Annotated in this window: 15 protein-coding genes; 2 read left to right on the forward strand and 13 right to left on the reverse strand. The window is 36.3% G+C overall.

Annotation, left to right across the window (positions count from 1 at the left end; genetic code table 11):
- Nucleotides 1–24: 24 nt before the first annotated feature.
- From ACZLXV_RS06130 to pdxR, 13 genes are all read right to left on the reverse strand, one after another.
- The gene (locus ACZLXV_RS06130; protein ID WP_482382821.1) at nucleotides 25–1,155 is read right to left on the reverse strand and encodes a GNAT family N-acetyltransferase; all 1,131 of its coding nucleotides are present in this window, start codon (nucleotides 1,153–1,155) and stop codon (nucleotides 25–27) included.
- Nucleotides 1,148–2,326, reverse strand: a complete 1,179-nt coding sequence (locus ACZLXV_RS06135; RefSeq protein WP_022224780.1) for a CDP-glycerol glycerophosphotransferase family protein — start codon at nucleotides 2,324–2,326, stop codon at nucleotides 1,148–1,150. The genes ACZLXV_RS06130 and ACZLXV_RS06135 overlap by 8 nt, the downstream gene beginning before the upstream one ends.
- 2 nt (nucleotides 2,327–2,328) lie before the next feature.
- Nucleotides 2,329–3,276 (reverse strand): glycosyltransferase family 2 protein, encoded by a 948-nt coding sequence (locus ACZLXV_RS06140; protein WP_482382822.1) that lies wholly within the window; start codon nucleotides 3,274–3,276, stop codon nucleotides 2,329–2,331.
- Nucleotides 3,277–3,319: 43 nt separating this feature from the next.
- Complete coding sequence (locus ACZLXV_RS06145; RefSeq protein WP_482382823.1) at nucleotides 3,320–4,762, reverse strand: Ig-like domain-containing protein; 1,443 nt, start codon at nucleotides 4,760–4,762, stop codon at nucleotides 3,320–3,322.
- A 67-nt stretch (nucleotides 4,763–4,829) separates the two neighbouring features.
- Entirely contained in the window at nucleotides 4,830–5,345 is a 516-nt protein-coding gene (locus ACZLXV_RS06150) for a shikimate kinase (RefSeq protein WP_022224783.1), read from the reverse strand.
- Nucleotides 5,338–6,138, reverse strand: a complete 801-nt coding sequence (aroD, locus tag ACZLXV_RS06155; protein WP_482382824.1) for a type I 3-dehydroquinate dehydratase — start codon at nucleotides 6,136–6,138, stop codon at nucleotides 5,338–5,340. Before aroD ends, ACZLXV_RS06150 begins: the two co-directional genes overlap by 8 nt.
- A 373-nt stretch (nucleotides 6,139–6,511) precedes the next feature.
- A complete protein-coding gene (ilvC, locus tag ACZLXV_RS06160) occupies nucleotides 6,512–7,537 on the reverse strand; it encodes a ketol-acid reductoisomerase (RefSeq protein ID WP_482382825.1) in 1,026 nt (341 codons plus the stop codon).
- Nucleotides 7,538–7,621: 84 nt separating this feature from the next.
- Nucleotides 7,622–8,125 carry an acetolactate synthase small subunit gene (ilvN, locus tag ACZLXV_RS06165; RefSeq protein ID WP_022224787.1) on the reverse strand — a complete coding sequence of 168 codons (504 nt, stop codon included), beginning with the start codon at nucleotides 8,123–8,125 and terminating at the stop codon, nucleotides 7,622–7,624.
- A gap of 98 nt (nucleotides 8,126–8,223) precedes the next feature.
- A complete protein-coding gene (locus tag ACZLXV_RS06170) occupies nucleotides 8,224–9,498 on the reverse strand; it encodes a transglutaminase domain-containing protein (protein ID WP_482382826.1) in 1,275 nt (424 codons plus the stop codon).
- A gap of 48 nt (nucleotides 9,499–9,546) precedes the next feature.
- Nucleotides 9,547–10,866, reverse strand: a complete 1,320-nt coding sequence (locus ACZLXV_RS06175; RefSeq protein ID WP_022224789.1) for an ATP-binding protein — start codon at nucleotides 10,864–10,866, stop codon at nucleotides 9,547–9,549.
- A 19-nt stretch (nucleotides 10,867–10,885) separates the two neighbouring features.
- Entirely contained in the window at nucleotides 10,886–12,652 is a 1,767-nt protein-coding gene (gene argS / locus ACZLXV_RS06180) for an arginine--tRNA ligase (protein WP_482382827.1), read from the reverse strand.
- Nucleotides 12,653–12,658: 6 nt separating this feature from the next.
- The gene (locus tag ACZLXV_RS06185) at nucleotides 12,659–14,023 is read right to left on the reverse strand and encodes a 3-phosphoshikimate 1-carboxyvinyltransferase (protein ID WP_022224791.1); all 1,365 of its coding nucleotides are present in this window, start codon (nucleotides 14,021–14,023) and stop codon (nucleotides 12,659–12,661) included.
- Between the two features lie 130 nt (nucleotides 14,024–14,153).
- The gene (gene pdxR, locus ACZLXV_RS06190; RefSeq protein WP_022224792.1) at nucleotides 14,154–15,644 is read right to left on the reverse strand and encodes a MocR-like pyridoxine biosynthesis transcription factor PdxR; all 1,491 of its coding nucleotides are present in this window, start codon (nucleotides 15,642–15,644) and stop codon (nucleotides 14,154–14,156) included.
- A 230-nt stretch (nucleotides 15,645–15,874) separates the two neighbouring features.
- Here pdxR and pdxS point away from each other — a divergent pair, with 230 nt between their 5' ends.
- Complete coding sequence (pdxS, locus tag ACZLXV_RS06195) at nucleotides 15,875–16,747, forward strand: pyridoxal 5'-phosphate synthase lyase subunit PdxS (protein WP_022014755.1); 873 nt, start codon at nucleotides 15,875–15,877, stop codon at nucleotides 16,745–16,747.
- A gap of 89 nt (nucleotides 16,748–16,836) precedes the next feature.
- A complete protein-coding gene (pdxT, locus tag ACZLXV_RS06200) occupies nucleotides 16,837–17,400 on the forward strand; it encodes a pyridoxal 5'-phosphate synthase glutaminase subunit PdxT (RefSeq protein ID WP_482382828.1) in 564 nt (187 codons plus the stop codon).
- Nucleotides 17,401–17,466: the final 66 nt, after the last annotated feature.

Consider the following 17,466-nt stretch of genomic DNA (forward strand, 5'->3'; position numbering starts at 1 on the left):
TATACAACACTGTCAGTCAAATTTTCAAACCATTTCATTAAGATAAAATTTAATCTTTGAAAATAATATATCTCCAAACTCCGCAATAGTCAGTTTTTGATACTTATTCTCATCACTTTTTCCCCTTTTTATAACACTTTTATCTGAAAGAATTATATCCCATCTCCCGTTATTCTCTTTAATAAAATCATCGGTTATCTCTACATAATATTCCTCTGCACATCCCTTTAACTTTATCATCCCGACAAATGCCATAATGTCTATAATTCTTGCCATAAGCATTTTTCCCGTATTTTCCTCAGAAATAAAAAAAGCAAAACTTTTGTTTTGTTCTTTTATAAAATACGACTCGTCAAATATAATTTTCATTTCTGCGGCTTTGTTTTCTGTGTCATTAGCGGCATAATCAAAAAGCTTTTCCACAAATATATCCGTATATTCTTTATCAGCAACCATCTCGACAACTTCCGGCTCATCTTCACACAGATACATTGCATATCCCATGACTTCACCGTCTCTCATCAAAATGAGTACAGACCCCTCACACGCTTTCATCTCTTTATTTTTATGTTCAAAATAACTATTATCCCTATCAACAAAACATTCAAACTCCCGCTCAAGCTTCATTGCTGCATACTTTGAAAGTTCAATTTTTTCTCTCTCCGACAAATCATCAAATTCTTTTATGTCACACGACTCTATACAGTCATTATAAACTTTGCTGCCATCCTCTCTTTTTAAAGCTTTAAAAGATGTAACATTGTACATTCCCCTAAATCCATATGGGGTATATATTTTTTCTGATGCAGGCATAAGATACACAAACGGTACATTTTCATTATATAATTTTCCAAAAACAGTTTTTAACATAAAATCCATATATCCCTTGTGTCTGTATTCTTTATCTGTGCATACACCCACAATATAAAATATTGTCTTTTTTTCTCCAAACAATTTTATATCATATGGATTTAAATGTAACATACTTTTGTCATCACATAAAAATGTTATACTTTCTTTCCATCTGTCATCAAAATAATATTTTACATATTTCGCAGTGTCATCAAAATTATTTTCCCATAATTTTTTACAGGTATTCATAATCTCTCTGTTTTGAGCATCCGGTGCCACGATTTTGATTTTTTTGTCAATCATTGTTTTTTCCAATCTCCCTTTTAACCATCATGTCAATAAGAATATTTCCAACCGGTCCCTGACCTTTTTTACAGTAAAACATATTTTTTACTTTTTCTCTTTCTTCTCTTCCGTAATCGTCCCCGTTCTCAATCACACCACATATCTGTTTGAATAGTTCGTCAAAATTCTTTGCCTTATTGCCCGGTGTTACATCCTCATAGTTAAAATACATCTCCCTGTCATTCTCAAGATAATGTTCATAATCATAACAGTAAAATAACAACGGTTTGTCAAGCAGAAGATAATCAATGTAAATACTTGAATAATCGGTTATTAGTGCTTTCGATTCTATAATAAGTATCTGTGTATCCATATCCTCCATTGTAACATCAATTATATGAGGATACTTATCCAAATTCTCAGTTTCTTCCCTGTGGTAAAAATGTTTTTTTATCACAAAATAATAATCTTTCTCTGAAAGGTAATTCTCCAGTCTTTCCAAATCAAACAGTTCATTTATGCGAATCTGCTCTTTTCCCTCATTTCTGTGTGTCGGACAATACAAAATAATATTTTTCCCAGGGAAATAAGACTCCGGCTTTTTTTCCCCGAAAAAAATATCACTTCTCGGCTGACCGAGACATATTATCTGGCTTTTCTTTCTTCTGAATGCACTCTGATAAATAGGTACAAACATTTCACTTGTTGCCACAAAATACATTTTTCCAAGCGGTATATAAATAAGACTGTCTCTAAGCTTTTGCTTAGGACTGTCCCAGTTTTTTTCATATTTATTGTCATAGCATACTTTTTTCAGAGGTACGCCATGCCACAAATCTATAATTATTGCATTTCCGAGAAATGTATGTTCAAGGTCACTTATACCATTTGAAATCACGGCATATTTTGCACGAAGCTGAGTCCATATTGCTTTTTTTGTTCCCCACAGATAAGCTTCATAACCCAGATTTCTTATCTGCTCAACAATTTCAATATCTTTTGAAATCCATACTGCTCTTATGTCATCTCTCTCTGACGCTTCTATAAACAACTGTTTTGAATTGTCGGTAAATCTCTCTCCAAGCCATGCTCCGCATACACACAATCGATAATCTCTCGGCATCAGCATAGTAAGAAACATCACAAAATATTTACATGCAACCTTTATTGCTTTAAATATCTTTGTCATAACTACCCCCAGATAATCTGCATTATTTTTCTAATAGTTCCTTTTTTCCATACATTTTTTTTCATGTAGAAAATTATACGGTAAATTTTTGAATGTCTGTTAAGAACAGAATATTCTTTCATAAGTTCATACTGACGAACAAATTTTTTTACAATCATTTCGTCCTTGTACAAACTGACAAAAAATGCAATCTGGTCTTCCGACTCTTTCATCGCATTTTTATAACTTCTTCTTCCCTGCCCCAGTCTCTTTGCAAGGTAAAATATATTATTGTTATTCTTTGCCCCAACACTGTTATCTCCATGCTGTCTGTAGCTTAACAGCGGTCTTTCTAAAACTATTATTTTTCCAAACACTGCCGCGTACAATGCGGCAAAATAGTCATGCATAATAACTCTGTCATCAGATAAATATTTTGCAATCCCCGCAGATAAACTCCTGTTACACATCATCGTACAGCCCGTGACATGATTTTGAATAATAATTTTTGATAACTCTGAATTTGAATCTATATGAGATAAATTAAACATTGACTCTGCAAGAACATTTCCACTTCCATCTATAACTTCAACATCTCCGTGAACGAGTATCGGTGTCTTACTTCCATACTTTTTTTCAGCGTCAAGCATCGCATTGTAGGTAACTTCTATTTTATCTTTTTTCCATATATCATCCTGATCTGTAAACATAACATAGGAGGAATTTTGCACATCCTGTAAAAGACGTGCAAAATTCCTCTTTGCCGAGCCACTTGGCTCTTCGTTAACTTTTATTATAACTTCCTGTTCTACTTCTTTAGCGAATTTTTTTAAAATGTCTACAGTTTTGTCACTGCTCCCATCGTCTCTTACAACCAGTCTCCAATCCCTGTAAGTCTGATTTTTGATAGACTCCAACTGTTCATTTATATATTCCTGACCATTGTAGGCCGCCATAATAATAGTAATCACAACATTTCTCCATCAACATTTTTTACGTATATGTTTTTTTAATCTACGGTCTTGCAACAAGCGAACCATATGCATAATATCCCTGTGACCTGTTAACCCATACAGCAGTTAAATTTGGCTTTCCTTTTGAATTAAATCCAATGCAGCTGTAACCGGCGAACATTTCAACATGATAAATCCCCTTATATCTTCCGTTCTTGGCACCTGTTTTAAATATAATGTCTCCTGCTCTCAGTTTCATATTCTGTATCTGGCTGTCTTTTAATCCTGAACTTATTCTCTTACTCTTTGAACTCCAGCACCATCTGCATATATCTGCCGCTACCGGCGCATAACTTCTTGCACCAAAATAAGTTCCGTATTTTGAATACGCACGCCATACCAAAGAACTGCAGTCATAATATCCTCTTTGCATTCTTCTAGGCTGGCTGTATGTCCCCTTTGCAATACTACGACCTTTCTTTATAACATTATAAACTTTAGGTGACACAACAGATACAGCACATCCTAATTTTGTTCCGTTCACATTTGCTATAATAACTGCTGTTCCGATTCTCTTTGCTTTAATCTTGCCTTTTGAATTAACACTCGCAATTTTTTTTCTGTTTGATGACCACTTTATTCCCTTAGATACACCTTTTAATTTAACATTTGCAGTTCTTCCTTTTATTATGAGCAGTGTATTTTTATTTATTGATATTTTTATAACCTTAATACTGACTTCAAATTCTTTATCGTATATTTTAAATGTTACTTTTGTCTGACCCGCCTTATATGCCCATATTGAAACAACATTATCTTTTAAGGAAGCAGATACAGACATTGATTTATTTGAACTGTTCACTTCAAATCCTACATCCGGATTATCTTCATCAAGCAGAATATCACTCTTCAGATTAAAAGTAAATTCCGTATTATAATCATACTTTGTTATATATTTTATCTGGCTTGTACTTGTTAGCTCAACACCTGACATATCAGGATATACGCAAAGACTGAATGTATATCTGTCCAAATAACTTGAATCGTCATCGTTATATGTGTCATCCTGCTCACTTACATCATTTCTGCTGTATGTAACATCCACATATATATTAACTCTTCCGGGACTTAATGCCGTATAATTTGCCTTAAAATCATCTGAATCCTCAACTTTTACAATATTTTCATCGCTTGCACTCCACTTTATTGACTCTACTGCCTTGTCCGAATTTTCATAATTGATAACAGAGAACGAACCACTGTCATTTACTGAAACAGCATATTCGCCGTCTTCATTAGACGCATCAAATACAATATCCTTATCCTCTTTCACTTCTTCATCACTGTCAGCATCCACTACTTCTTCTTTTTTTAATTTTGATGCATGTTTGGCTGCTGAAACATTGCTGCCCTGCACATCCACAAACATTGACATGCATAACGAAACACCAAGTAAAAGTGCAATTCCTCTTTTTTTCACATTATTTACCTTATTTAATCTCATCCTCTATACCTCTCTATTTGTTTCAAAAGTAATTTTTTTTATATGATGCAAATAGCAAAATACTTTACTATTTTACTTTTTTTGTTATCTTATCTGCAACCTGAGCAGGTGTACAATCATCAGTTTCAATAATAATATCTGCCGCATGTCTGTATTTTGGCTCTCTCTCATCCATAAGCGACTTGATATAAGGAACATTCATATTTCCGTTTAATAACGGTCTGTTTGTGCTGTCTTTTACATGGGAATAAATAGTCTCAGGTGTTGCAGTAAGCCAGACTATCTGTCCGACCTTTTTCATCTTTTCCACGTTTATTTCACGCATTGCCATTCCGCCGCCGCATGATACTATACATGGTTTCATCTCACCGATTTTGTCTATCAGCTCTGTCTCTTTTTTTCTGAAATATTCTTCCCCTTCGTAAGCAAAAATATCAGAAATGCTTTTTTTCTCCTGTTCAACTATCATTGCATCAGTATCCACCTCCTTCACTCCAAGTTTTCTGCTTAAAAAACGTGATGTACTTGTTTTTCCTACTCCCATAAAACCTATCAAAAAAATATGTTTTTCAAGTCTACTCATCTTCATCCTCCGGTAATGTTATTATATTTAATACATTTTTCAAATCATCTACATTTATCTGTCCCGGTGCACTCGCTTTTCCAAGACAGCCAAATGTGACAGAAGAACCAAAGCTTTTTCCACTTACCCTGCTTATCTTGCCGATTTCATCCATCGACATAGTTATAACAGGAATATTTCTATTGTCAGTAACAAAATCATTTGTTGCTCTCATAAGCGTAAAAACATCGTTCTTTTGCTCAGGCATACATGCAAGTTTAGGAATATCTGCACCGATTTCCTTCATATATTTAAGCCTCTCACATATCTCATCATACTCGGGAGTTTTGTTAAAATTGTGATATGAACCGATTACAACAGTTTTATTCTTTAATTTACTTATTATTTTTTCTGTTTTGGCTCTATCCATAAAATATGCTTCTATATCAACTATGTCAACATATCCGCTTTCGGCTAAGTTCTCCAGCATTTTAATATAAACATCTGCCTCTATATTCTTTTCCCCACCCTCATTTTTTGTGCGGAATGTGGCGAGTATCGGCTTTCCCGGTATAACCGCCCTTAAAAGTCCCGCTGTTTCCAATAATTTCTGAGTATTAAAACACTCCTCAAAAAAATCAATCCTCCACTCGACAATATCAACACTCTTTTTTGCCATAAGTATCTCGCCCATCTCAAGAATATCATCCTGATTTTTTTCAACTATAGGTGCACATACTTTAGGTATTCCGCTGCCTATTTCAACATTTTTGACTTTCAACATTATCTTTTTATCGTTCCTTTCATTGTTCAACAAAGAAATAGAGCAACCTGTGTAAAACCTCACAAGCCGCTCTACTAAAAACAAATCATTCATCATCGAGAGACTGCTTCACTCCTGCCGTAACCGCCGTAACCGCAGCTACCACTACCACAACAGCAATCACTACAATCCCTATCACTCCGGCTATAAGTGCCATCTTTCTCCTCCTCACGATACTTATTTAAATAATTATATGATTTATTATAATTGAATACAAACAAATTGTAAAGAAATTTCAAAAAGAGGCTGTCCGGTGCATACAATACGCTGCTGTCTGCACTCACGGTGCAGACAACAGCAAAATATACACAAGATAACCTCTTTTGATATATTTCTATATGTAATTTTATAGATCAAAACCGAATTAGTTATTGATGAGTTTGTCTCCCTCATTATTCCAGCTGTAAAGCTTACGGATTTCTTCTCCGACTTTCTCTGACTGATGCTCTGAAGCAAGTTTTCTCATAGCCTTGAAGTGAACCTGACGTCCTGCTGGTGACATATCAAGAAGGAAGTCTTTTGCAAATGTACCATCCTGAATATCTGTAAGAATCTGTTTCATAGCTTTCTTTGTCTCAGCAGTAACAATCTTAGGTCCTGTGATGTAATCACCGTACTCAGCTGTGTTGGAGATAGAGTATCTCATTCCTGCGAAACCTGACTGATAGATAAGGTCTACGATAAGCTTCATCTCATGGATACACTCAAAGTATGCATTTCTTGGATCGTATCCTGCTTCAACAAGTGTCTCAAAACCTGCCTGCATAAGTGCACAAACACCACCGCAAAGTACAGCCTGCTCACCGAAGAGGTCTGTCTCTGTCTCTGTACGGAATGTTGTCTCAAGAACTCCTGCTCTTGCTCCACCGATACCAAGTGAATATGCAAGTGCAATGTCGAGTGCTTTGCCTGTTGCATCCTGCTCTACAGCAACAAGACAAGGTGTTCCTTTTCCTGCCTGATACTCTGAACGTACTGTATGACCCGGTGCCTTAGGTGCTATCATTGTTACGTCTACATCCTTTGGAGGTACGATACATCCAAAATGAATATTGAATCCATGAGCAAACATAAGCATATTTCCAGCTTCAAGATTTGGCTCAATGTCAGCTTTATACATATCTGCCTGTTTCTCATCATTGATAAGAATCATGATAATGTCAGCCTTCTTTGCAGCTTCTGCTGCTGTATATACTTTAAAGCCCTGCTTCTCAGCCTTTGCCCAAGATTTTGAACCTTCATAAAGACCGATAATGACATCGCAACCTGACTCCTTAAGGTTGAGCGCATGAGCATGACCCTGACTTCCATAGCCGATAATGGCGATTGTCTTGCCATCCAATAAAGATAAATTACAATCATCCTGATAAAAAATTCTTGCTTCTGCCATTTTTATTTTCCTCCTGTGAAAAATTAATTATTATATGTGAAGTACAGACCTTTGCCTGTGCTATCGCCAATTTTATATGTCTGCTTAATCAAACTCATCAAGCATAACCTCTGCCCCTCTGCTAAGACCTGCTATACCTGTTCTGACAAGTTCTTTAATTTCATAACCATCAAGAAGTTTAATGAATGCATTAAGCTTTGTCTGATTTCCGGTAAGTTCAATCATCATAGTGTCAACTCCTACATCCACTATCTTACCTCTGAATGTATCTGCTATAGCAATAATCTCCGGTCTGTTTGATGCCTGAACTCCGACTGTTATCAAAACAAGTTCCCTGCATACAGAATGTCCGCTTTTAAGTTCCTTTACACATCTTACATCTTCAAGTTTTGCAAGCTGTTTTTCTATCTGATCCAATATATGGTCATCACCTCTGACTACAACTGTCATTCGTGAATATTTTGGATTCTCTGTCTCTCCAACCGTGAGACTGTCTATATTGTAACCGCGTCTGCTGAACAAGCCCGATATACGGCTAAGCACACCCGATGTGTTGTCAACCAGTATTGATAATACCTTTTTCTTCATAAGTTTCCTCCAAAACCGGATTTTTTCTTTACCACCATGTTTCATTTTAGCAATATGCCTTTAGTTTGTCAATAAAGTTAAAAACAAAAAAACCGCTTTTACACAAACCCGCCTTTTTTTATTTCAAGTGAACCGCTTTTCACTTTATTATTTTTTGCATTAAGCACACTATACTTAATTTTTCCTGATGCACATTTTAACTGCACTATATAGTATGAATAACCGTATTTTTTTACAGGGCTCCAGACAAGTGCAGATTTATTGCTCTTGCTGCTGAATATATATAATCTGTTGTGCGATATATAATAATACTTTATGGAATTATATTTTATAAAGCATTTTCCCTGAACCTTATAAAGACATTTAGCCATATCTGAGTTAATATGTCTGCGCCTGTATATGCCTGATGAATTCATATAAACCCAATTGCCGCCACTATAATCAAAGGCACTTGTAACACTTTTAACATAACTTTTGTCATAGTTGGTATTTTGAGCTGCTGTCTTTTCATATCCATAATGCCCGTTCTTTTTCATATAACTGTCACTTGCAAGAAAATACTTGTGATATACGACCCCATCCTGATTTTTGCCTCTTATACTGTCAACCGGGTCATCCCATGTAACATCTATGTTATACCACTTTGCACCTATTTTCACCAGATTCCAGACATGCTCCATCGAATCCGAATTAACAAAACCGACTGAAAAGCCAAGCTTTTCCATAACCGCAGCATAAGCCAATGAATAGCCCTGACAGTTTCCTTTGTGTTTTACTAAAACACCGTATTCCGTAAGTCTGCTGTTGTTGGAACTTTTATTTTCATATGAAGTATTTTTTACAATATAATCATGAACAAATAAAGCCTTATCAACACTGTTCATTCCGGACTTTATCTGCGAAGTTATCTTTTTTATCTCTTTGTTAATTTTATTTGATGCCTTTTTTATCGCACTCTCATTTACATTTCCGCTTGAATTTTTGTATTCTGATGCGTACCCAAGCTGTATATTCACTATTTTTCCATTTAATGTATTGTACTCTAATGAATAACTGTGATTTGTATAAAATAGTGACGGGGTCTTATTTACAACCTCAGTCATTATATCTTTTATACTGCTTTTATCATCATTTATGTAAAATTCAAACGCACCTATATCCAATTCTGTTTTATATTCTTTGTATGCTTTTATCACCTTTGTTTTAAGCTTATCATAATCAGACTGCACTGCTGCCGATGCAGATTCTGCTCCGCACACGGAAACAATGCAGCCTGCAAAAATAAGCCACATAAAAACATATTTTTTTATAAATTTATATAAAAAATTTTTCTCTAAATCCTCATTTATTATGTTTTTTCTGTTTATATCCACACACCTGCCTAGTACAACTAATAATACCAAAACCATTGATACAGTACACTAGTTATCCGCAACACCAATAAGATGGTTGATAAATTGCTGTGCTGTTCGACCTGAGATTCCGCCATGGCTCAATTCCCATTTGTTCGCCTCAAGTCTGAGTTCGTCTTCCGTAAGTTTAATCTCCGGATACTTCTTCGCAAGATTGATAACAATATCAAAATACTCCTGTTGTGAAGGTCTGTAATAACCGATAGTAACACCAAACCTTGCAACAAGCGAAAGTTTTTCCTGCATGGTATCGGAACGATGAAGCTCATCTTTTGACATATCAGAGCGGTCACTCCATGTCTCTCTTATAAGATGTCGTCTGTTTGAAGTAGCATAAATAAGAATATTGTCAGGCTTTGTCTCAAGACCACCTTCTATAACCGCTTTAAGATATTTGTATTCAATCTCAAATTCCTCAAATGAAAGGTCATCCATATATATAATAAATCTGTAATTTCTGTTTTTAATCTCAGAAATAATTGTCGAGAGGTCTTTAAATTCATGCTTGTAGACTTCTATCATGCGAAGCCCCTGACTGTAATATTTATTTAAAATTGCCTTGATGCTTGTAGATTTGCCTGTACCCGCATCACCAAAAAGGAGTACGTTATTCGCCTTCTTTCCCTTGACAAACGCTTCTGTATTTTCAATAAGCTTCTGTTTCTGAGACTCATATCCGATAAGGTCATCGAGCGACATATTTCCCGTTGTCGTGATAGGCTCCAAAATCTCACCTGTCTGTCTTGCAGTCTCATTGTGATTTACCCTGAATGCCTTGTTTAATCCAAACTTTCCAACACCGTAAGTTCTGTAAAAGTCAGTGACAATCTTGTACATTTCAGTCTCATCTTCAGCCTTTTCTATATCACTGCTTAATTTCTGGACTTTCTCGCTTACACTCTTGTTGAAAATCTGCTCACTCTTAACTATTGCCTTATAATTTACCACAACGCTGAAACAGTCAATTCCAAGTTCTTTTTCAATAGCAGAAAAATCATAATCAAATAACTGCTTAAAGATTGCAAAGTCACCTTTTGCAAACTCATTTACTGTTCCCTCATTTGCACCTACTTTTTCAGAAACGAGTGTAAACGGATTTTCACTCATCGCAAGTAAAAAAGCAAGATAATTGTGCCACAGATTTTTGTCAAAACCGTAGCGTGTTGATAAGTCAAGAAGATTATGTATCTGGTCATAAATCTCAGTGATAAGATCTTCTTTCACATACTGGCCTGTTGAAAATCTCTGAAAAATATCAGCAAGCTTAAATAAAATACTGTCTTTTCCTATATTTCTGTATATTACAAGTTTTGATGTCAAACGATACATCAAAAATCGCCTCCATTCTCTACATTCTCTCCGGTGCCTCAAGTCCTAAAAGGTCAATTGCCGTTTCAAGAACTTTTCCAACCAGCGCACTAAGTTTTATATATGACTCTCTCTGCTTTTCATTTTCGTTTGTTACTATCTTGTTTTCATGATAGAACTTATTGAATGTGTCTGAAAGTTCATATACAAACTGGCATATCTTGTGTGGTGCATGTTCCTCAAATGCAGCATTAACTGTCTCTGACCATTTTGTGAGTGCAAGCATCACATCTGTTTCAGATTTGCTGTCGGCAGGCTCTATTGCACTATTTTCATCAACTGTTATATTCTGCGCTTTCACTTTTGCAAGAAGTGATTTTGTACGGACAATAGTATATAAGATATATGGTCCTGTATTACCCTCAAATGATGTAAATCTCTCAACATCAAATATATAATCTTTTGATGCCTGATTGCTGAGGTCACCGTATTTGATAGCGGCAAGGCTTATCTTAGCTGCTGCATCATCTATCATATCCTTGTCCATATCCCTGTCTTTCATCTTGTCAAGTACCTGCTCATTTACATCTTCAAGCAGTTTTTCAAGTCTTAAAACTCCGCCGTCACGAGTCTTAAACGGTTTGCCGTCCTTGCCGTTCATAGTACCAAATCCTACAAACTCAAGTTTTACATCTTCACCGATAATTTTTGTCTTTCTCGCACATCTGAATACCTGTTCAAAATAAAGCGACTGTCTTTTATCAACTACATAAATTATCTCATCCGGATCAAACAATTTGCGTCTTTCCACAATAGTTGCAAGGTCTGTTGTATTGTAAAGAGTTGCTCCGTTTGATTTAAGAATCATACATGGAGGAATCTCTTTTGTATCAGTATCTTCTTTTACATCTACAACAAGTGCTCCCTGATCTATATGTGCATATCCGCCATCTTTCATATCCTGAACCATCTGTGGAATGTAAGGCTGTGCGTCTGATTCTTTCTTCCATAAATCAAATTCAACATTTAACTTTGTATATATTTTCTTTAAGTCAGCTACAGATACATTTATAATATGCTGCCAAAGCGCAAGATAACCTCTTCTTCCCGACTGAAGTTCTGCCGTCGCAGTCTGTGCTTCTTCTTTATATTCAGGATGTTCTTTTGAATAACCTGATGCGTAAGGATAAATTTCCTCAAGGTCAGACATTGTAAAAGGAGGTTCTGTTGGATATTCTCCGTCAAAATTCTCATCAAAATATACAAGTTCAGGCTTGCGGTGTTTTAATTCTGTAATAATAAGACCAATCTGAAGTCCCCAGTCACCGAGATGCACATCACCGACTACCTTGTGTCCGAGATAACGTGCTGTTCTCTTTATGCTCTCACCGATAACGGCTGAACGAAGATGACCAACATGAAGCGGTTTTGCAACATTTGCTCCGCCGTAATCTATAACTATAGTTTCAGGTTTTTCTGCTTTTTCAAGGCCAAGTGTCTCCGAAACCGCCATTTCATTTATATAATCAGCAAGAAATTTGTCACTTACAGTCATGTTTATAAAACCGGGTGCCTGTGCCACTATCTCCTTAAAGCTGTCACTTCCGTTTAATAATTCAACAACTTCGTTTGCCATCTGAATAGGTGCTTTGTGATACTCCTTAGCTGCCGCAAGAGCACCATTACACTGATACTGGCAAAGGTCAGGTCTGTTTGAAACACCGACTTTCGCATACTTCTTATCATAACCTGCTTTCTCAAAAGCGGCACTGAGTTCTTCCTGCAATATTTCAATTACTTTCTTCATTAAATTCTATTCCTCCAATCTGTCTATTTCATCAAAAAATCCCGCAAATGTTTTTTTGCAGCATTCAGGATTTAATATTGTCATACCGTCACCCGCAAGTCCTGTAACTGCAAATGACATTGCAACTCTATGGTCATTGTATGTCTCTATCTCAACATTTTTCGGTGTACCCGGATATATTTCCACACCATCTGTCAGTTCATTACATGATATCCCCATTTTAGTAAGTTCGTCAACAATAACTTTTATCCTGTCAGATTCCTGCCCTCTGATATGTGCTATGCCTGTTATTGTCACTTTTGAATCTGCAAAAGGAGCAATAGCGGCAAGCGTAAGTGCCTGATCTGAAAAATCCGACATCTTTACTTCAATTCCTTTAAGCTTGCCATCAGGTCCTTTAAGCCAAAGATTATTTTCTTTACCTTTGTCCCATCTCACTTCACAGCCCATCTTTTCAAGCATACCTATAAATTTCATATCGCCCTGTAATGAATCTTTTCTCATTCGCTTTACCATTGCACGTTTACCCGTCGCTGCCGCAAGTGCATAAAAATAACATGCCGCCGATACATCCGGCTCTATATTATAATTCAGTGCGGTATATTTCATTCCTCTGACTCTGTAACAGTCACCGGCAAGCTTTTCAATCCCTGTATGACCAAATTGCTTCATCATCTGCTCCGTCATCTCGACATATGACCTCGCCTGTCTTGTCCCTGTCATTTTTATGGTAACATCATCAAAAGCTATCGGAAGCACCAATAACAATGCACTGAGAAACTGACTGCTCCTGTCTATATTCAAATCAACCTGTTTAGGCTCAATTACTTTATCTGCTATAACACCATTCAGATTCATTTCAGATTTTTTTGCCGAATTTATATCTGAATTTCTTCCATATAATATGCCCTTTACTTTCATAGGAAAAGTATATTCATCTTCGAGCCATGTAAATTCCGCTCCAAGACTTTCAAGTGCCACAAGAAGTTCCCTCATCGGTCTTTTTCTCATCTGGTCTGACGATTCAAGTATATATTCTCCATCCCCCATAGCCGTAAATGCTGTAAGAAATCTTGCAGCGGTACCCGCACTCCCAACATATATCTTTGCATTTTTATTTGGGATTTTTCCGCCGTGTCCCTCAATTACAACACTGCATTTTTTTTCATCAGCCTGTGCAGTAAATCCTAATTCTTTAAGTGCATTTAAAAAATGAACTGAATCTTCACTGAACGCAGCTCCCTCCAGCCTTGAAGTTCCATCTGCCATAGCCGCAAGCAAAAGAGCTCTGTTTGTAATACTCTTTGACCCCGGAACCTCAGCTACTATATCATCCTTCAAATATTTTTTAACTTTGTACTCGGTCATCATTTTATTCCTTAATCAATCTTATTATTTTTGATGCAAGGTTCAAAATACCTTTTGACCCTTGCATCATTATTTTCGCACCATAAGCGAAAAAACAAGCTACATAATAGTGTACGATACGATTATAAATTAGTCAAACAATAGTACACAATTTTTCAACTACTTTTTCTATATTATTTTCTTCAACTCCCAGATAATTCATCACAAACATATGCTCAGATTTATTTTCCTCCAAACGATAAAAACCTGACAGAGGCGACATTTTTATTCCCAGTTTGTTTGCTCTTTTCACAAATTCCTCGTCAGTGTATTTTGTTTTTATCTCCATAAGAAACTGCAGTCCCGCGTCCTCCTCATGTACTGTTACATATTTGTTTAATTTGCTTTTCTTTATTGCAGTCAAAAACTTCTTTTTCTTTTCAGTGTAATATTTTCTCATTCTGTTTATATGTTTTTCAAAACAGCCTTCATCTATAAACTTTGCAAGCGTGTATTGTTCAAAATTAGATACCGTGCAGGAATAAAAAAACAATGTCCTGTAAAACTTTTCAAGCAGCTTTTCAGGCAGTACCATATAACTTATCCTGACTGTTGAAGAAAGTGTTTTCGTAAATGTATTTATATAGATTACTTTTTCTGATACATCAATACTTTGAAGTGCAGGTATCGGCTGACCGTTCAGTCTAAGCTCACTGTCATAATCATCTTCTATTATGTATCTTTTTTCATCCTGATTCGCCCATCCAAGCAGTTCATATCTCCTGCTTATCGGCATAACTATCCCTGTCGGAAAGTGGTGTGACGGTGTAATGTGAAGAATATCAATCTTTTTTTCACTTACCTGCGACGGTATAACACCATATTCATCCATTCCTATATAATCCTGTTTTACACCATGACACCTGTATATCTTTGAAATTTTATCATATCCCGGATCTTCAACTCCGTATTTTTTATCCATTCCAAGAAGCTGTATTATAAGTCCGTAAAGATACTCTGTTCCAGCGCCGATTATTATCTGCTTAGGCGCAACAATCATCCCCCTAAACTCCTTAAGATGCTTTGCAATCGCTCTTCTAAGTTCCATAGCCCCTCCGCTTGGCGGATTTGTCATAAGCGCATTCTGCTGTTCAGATAAAACCTCCCTTATAAGTTTTGTCCATATCGTAAAAGGAAACATATCGGAAACCATCTTATTCTTTGTAAAATCGGCTATATATTTTCCCTCTGAGCCGTCATACGAAACAGAAAATTCTTCATCAATCCTGTCACGCATTTTTTCCTTTACAATCTCAATCTGTCTGGCACTGTTTTTCATATTGTCAGACATACCTCTTTCATGTCTGTTTACTTCATAATCACTATCCCAGTCATAAGTATCTTTAATGTCAGATACATAATATCCTTTTTTTGCAATTGAATAAATGTATCCTTCTGCAATCAACTGGGCATATGCATTCTCAACTGTAATGACACTTATACCCAGATTTTTTGCAAGACTTCTTTTTGATGGAAGTTTCTCATTTTTACCTAAAACTCCCTTTTTTATGTCATTTTTAATACACTTGTACAGGTGTTCATACAACGAATCTGAACCTATATCCGCAAATGAATATGTAAGCATACCAACTCTCCTCTTTAAACTGACCTTTTTGAATATATTTGTTTTGATGATTTTTTTATATCCAGAAGTTATTATATCATAAATTTGCAATGCAAGAGAGCTTGTTCTCTTGCACAAAATTTATGAACGACAAAATCAACTAGCACGAAGTGCGGCAGATGCAATGCATCTGGATTTTGGAGTTATTATATCATACACATATCAGTTGTAAAGAATATGGAGGAAACACAATGAATAAAAGATACGAACTTAATAAGGAACTCGCACAGATGTTAAAAGGCGGAGTTATAATGGATGTAACTACTCCTGAACAGGCAAAAATCGCACAAGAAGCCGGAGCATGTGCAGTTATGGCACTTGAAAGAATTCCTGCTGACATAAGAGCAGCCGGCGGCGTTTCACGAATGAGCGACCCTAAAATGATAAAAGGTATTCAGGAAGCTGTTTCAATTCCCGTAATGGCTAAGTGTCGTATCGGTCATTTTGCAGAGGCACAGGTACTTGAAGCTATCGAAATTGATTACATAGATGAAAGTGAAGTTTTATCTCCTGCCGATGACGTTTATCATATCAATAAAAGAGATTTCAAAGTTCCTTTTGTATGCGGTGCCAAAGACCTTGGCGAAGCACTTAGACGAATCAATGAAGGTGCTTCTATGATAAGAACAAAAGGTGAACCGGGTACAGGTGATATAGTTCAGGCAGTAAGACATATGCGTATGATGAACAGCGCAATAAGAAAACTTACAAGTCTCCGTGAGGATGAACTTTTTGAAGCAGCAAAACAGTATCAGGTTCCTTATGAACTTGTAGAATATGTACACGAAAACGGTAAACTTCCTGTTGTAAACTTTGCAGCCGGCGGTGTTGCTACTCCTGCTGACGCAGCACTTATGATGCAGCTCGGTGCAGAAGGTGTATTCGTAGGTTCAGGTATATTCAAATCAGGGAATCCTGCTAAAAGAGCTGCTGCCATCGTAAAAGCAGTAACAAACTATACAGACGCAAAACTTATCGCAGAACTTTCTGAGGATTTAGGAGAAGCAATGGTCGGTATCAACGAACAGGAAATTGCACTTCTTATGGCTGAAAGAGGAAAATAGTTATAAAAAATCATATGCGCAAATTTTTTATACCAAAAAAATCTGTGTTGATTGAATAAGATAAAAACTAGAAAAGAGGTAATGCTTCTATGAATATAGGAATTTTAGCTTTACAGGGTGCTTTTATTGAACACGAAAAGGTACTTGATAAGCTTGGTGTTGAATATACTGAACTTCGTCAGAAATCTGACCTTGATACCAGACTTGACGGTATAATTCTTCCCGGTGGCGAAAGCACTGTCCAGGGCAAACTTTTAAGAGAACTTGATATGTTTGACAATATAAAAGAACAAATTGAAGGCGGACTTCCTGTCCTTGCAACATGTGCGGGTATGATTCTTCTTGCAAAAGATATTGAGGACGACGCTACAAAACATCTCGCAACACTTCCTATCACGGTGAAAAGAAACGCTTACGGCAGACAGCTTGGAAGTTTTTATACAGAAAGTGATTATGAGAGACTTGGCGAAATTCCTATGACTTTCATAAGAGCACCTTATGTTGCCGAAGCAAAACCGGAAGTTGATGTAACGGCAGTAGTTAATGATAATATCGTGGGAGTAGAATATAAAAATCAGATTGCCATCTCATTCCATCCTGAACTTGATGAAAGCACAAAAATCCATGAACGATTTTTAAAGATGTGTCACTAGAAACAAAGCATGTTGTAACTGTTTCTGTTTTTTGTATATTGCAAATACTTTTTGCATACCATATAA

It is taken from the genome of Butyribacter sp. (genome assembly GCF_056818865.1).

Excerpts from the sequence above, each read along its gene's own strand:
- ACZLXV_RS06130 (WP_482382821.1), bottom strand. The coding sequence starts at position 1,155 with ATGATTGACAAAAAAATCAAAATCGTGGCACCGGATGCTCAAAACAGA.
- ACZLXV_RS06135 (WP_022224780.1), bottom strand. The coding sequence starts at position 2,326 with ATGACAAAGATATTTAAAGCAATAAAGGTTGCATGTAAATATTTTGTG.
- ACZLXV_RS06145 (WP_482382823.1), bottom strand. The coding sequence starts at position 4,762 with ATGAGATTAAATAAGGTAAATAATGTGAAAAAAAGAGGAATTGCACTT.
- ACZLXV_RS06150 (WP_022224783.1), bottom strand. The coding sequence starts at position 5,345 with ATGAGTAGACTTGAAAAACATATTTTTTTGATAGGTTTTATGGGAGTA.
- ilvC (WP_482382825.1), bottom strand. The coding sequence starts at position 7,537 with ATGGCAGAAGCAAGAATTTTTTATCAGGATGATTGTAATTTATCTTTA.
- ilvN (WP_022224787.1), bottom strand. The coding sequence starts at position 8,125 with ATGAAGAAAAAGGTATTATCAATACTGGTTGACAACACATCGGGTGTG.
- ACZLXV_RS06175 (WP_022224789.1), bottom strand. The coding sequence starts at position 10,866 with ATGTATCGTTTGACATCAAAACTTGTAATATACAGAAATATAGGAAAA.
- argS (WP_482382827.1), bottom strand. The coding sequence starts at position 12,652 with ATGAAGAAAGTAATTGAAATATTGCAGGAAGAACTCAGTGCCGCTTTT.
- ACZLXV_RS06185 (WP_022224791.1), bottom strand. The coding sequence starts at position 14,023 with ATGATGACCGAGTACAAAGTTAAAAAATATTTGAAGGATGATATAGTA.
- pdxR (WP_022224792.1), bottom strand. The coding sequence starts at position 15,644 with ATGCTTACATATTCATTTGCGGATATAGGTTCAGATTCGTTGTATGAA.
- pdxS (WP_022014755.1), top strand. The coding sequence starts at position 15,875 with ATGAATAAAAGATACGAACTTAATAAGGAACTCGCACAGATGTTAAAA.
- pdxT (WP_482382828.1), top strand. The coding sequence starts at position 16,837 with ATGAATATAGGAATTTTAGCTTTACAGGGTGCTTTTATTGAACACGAA.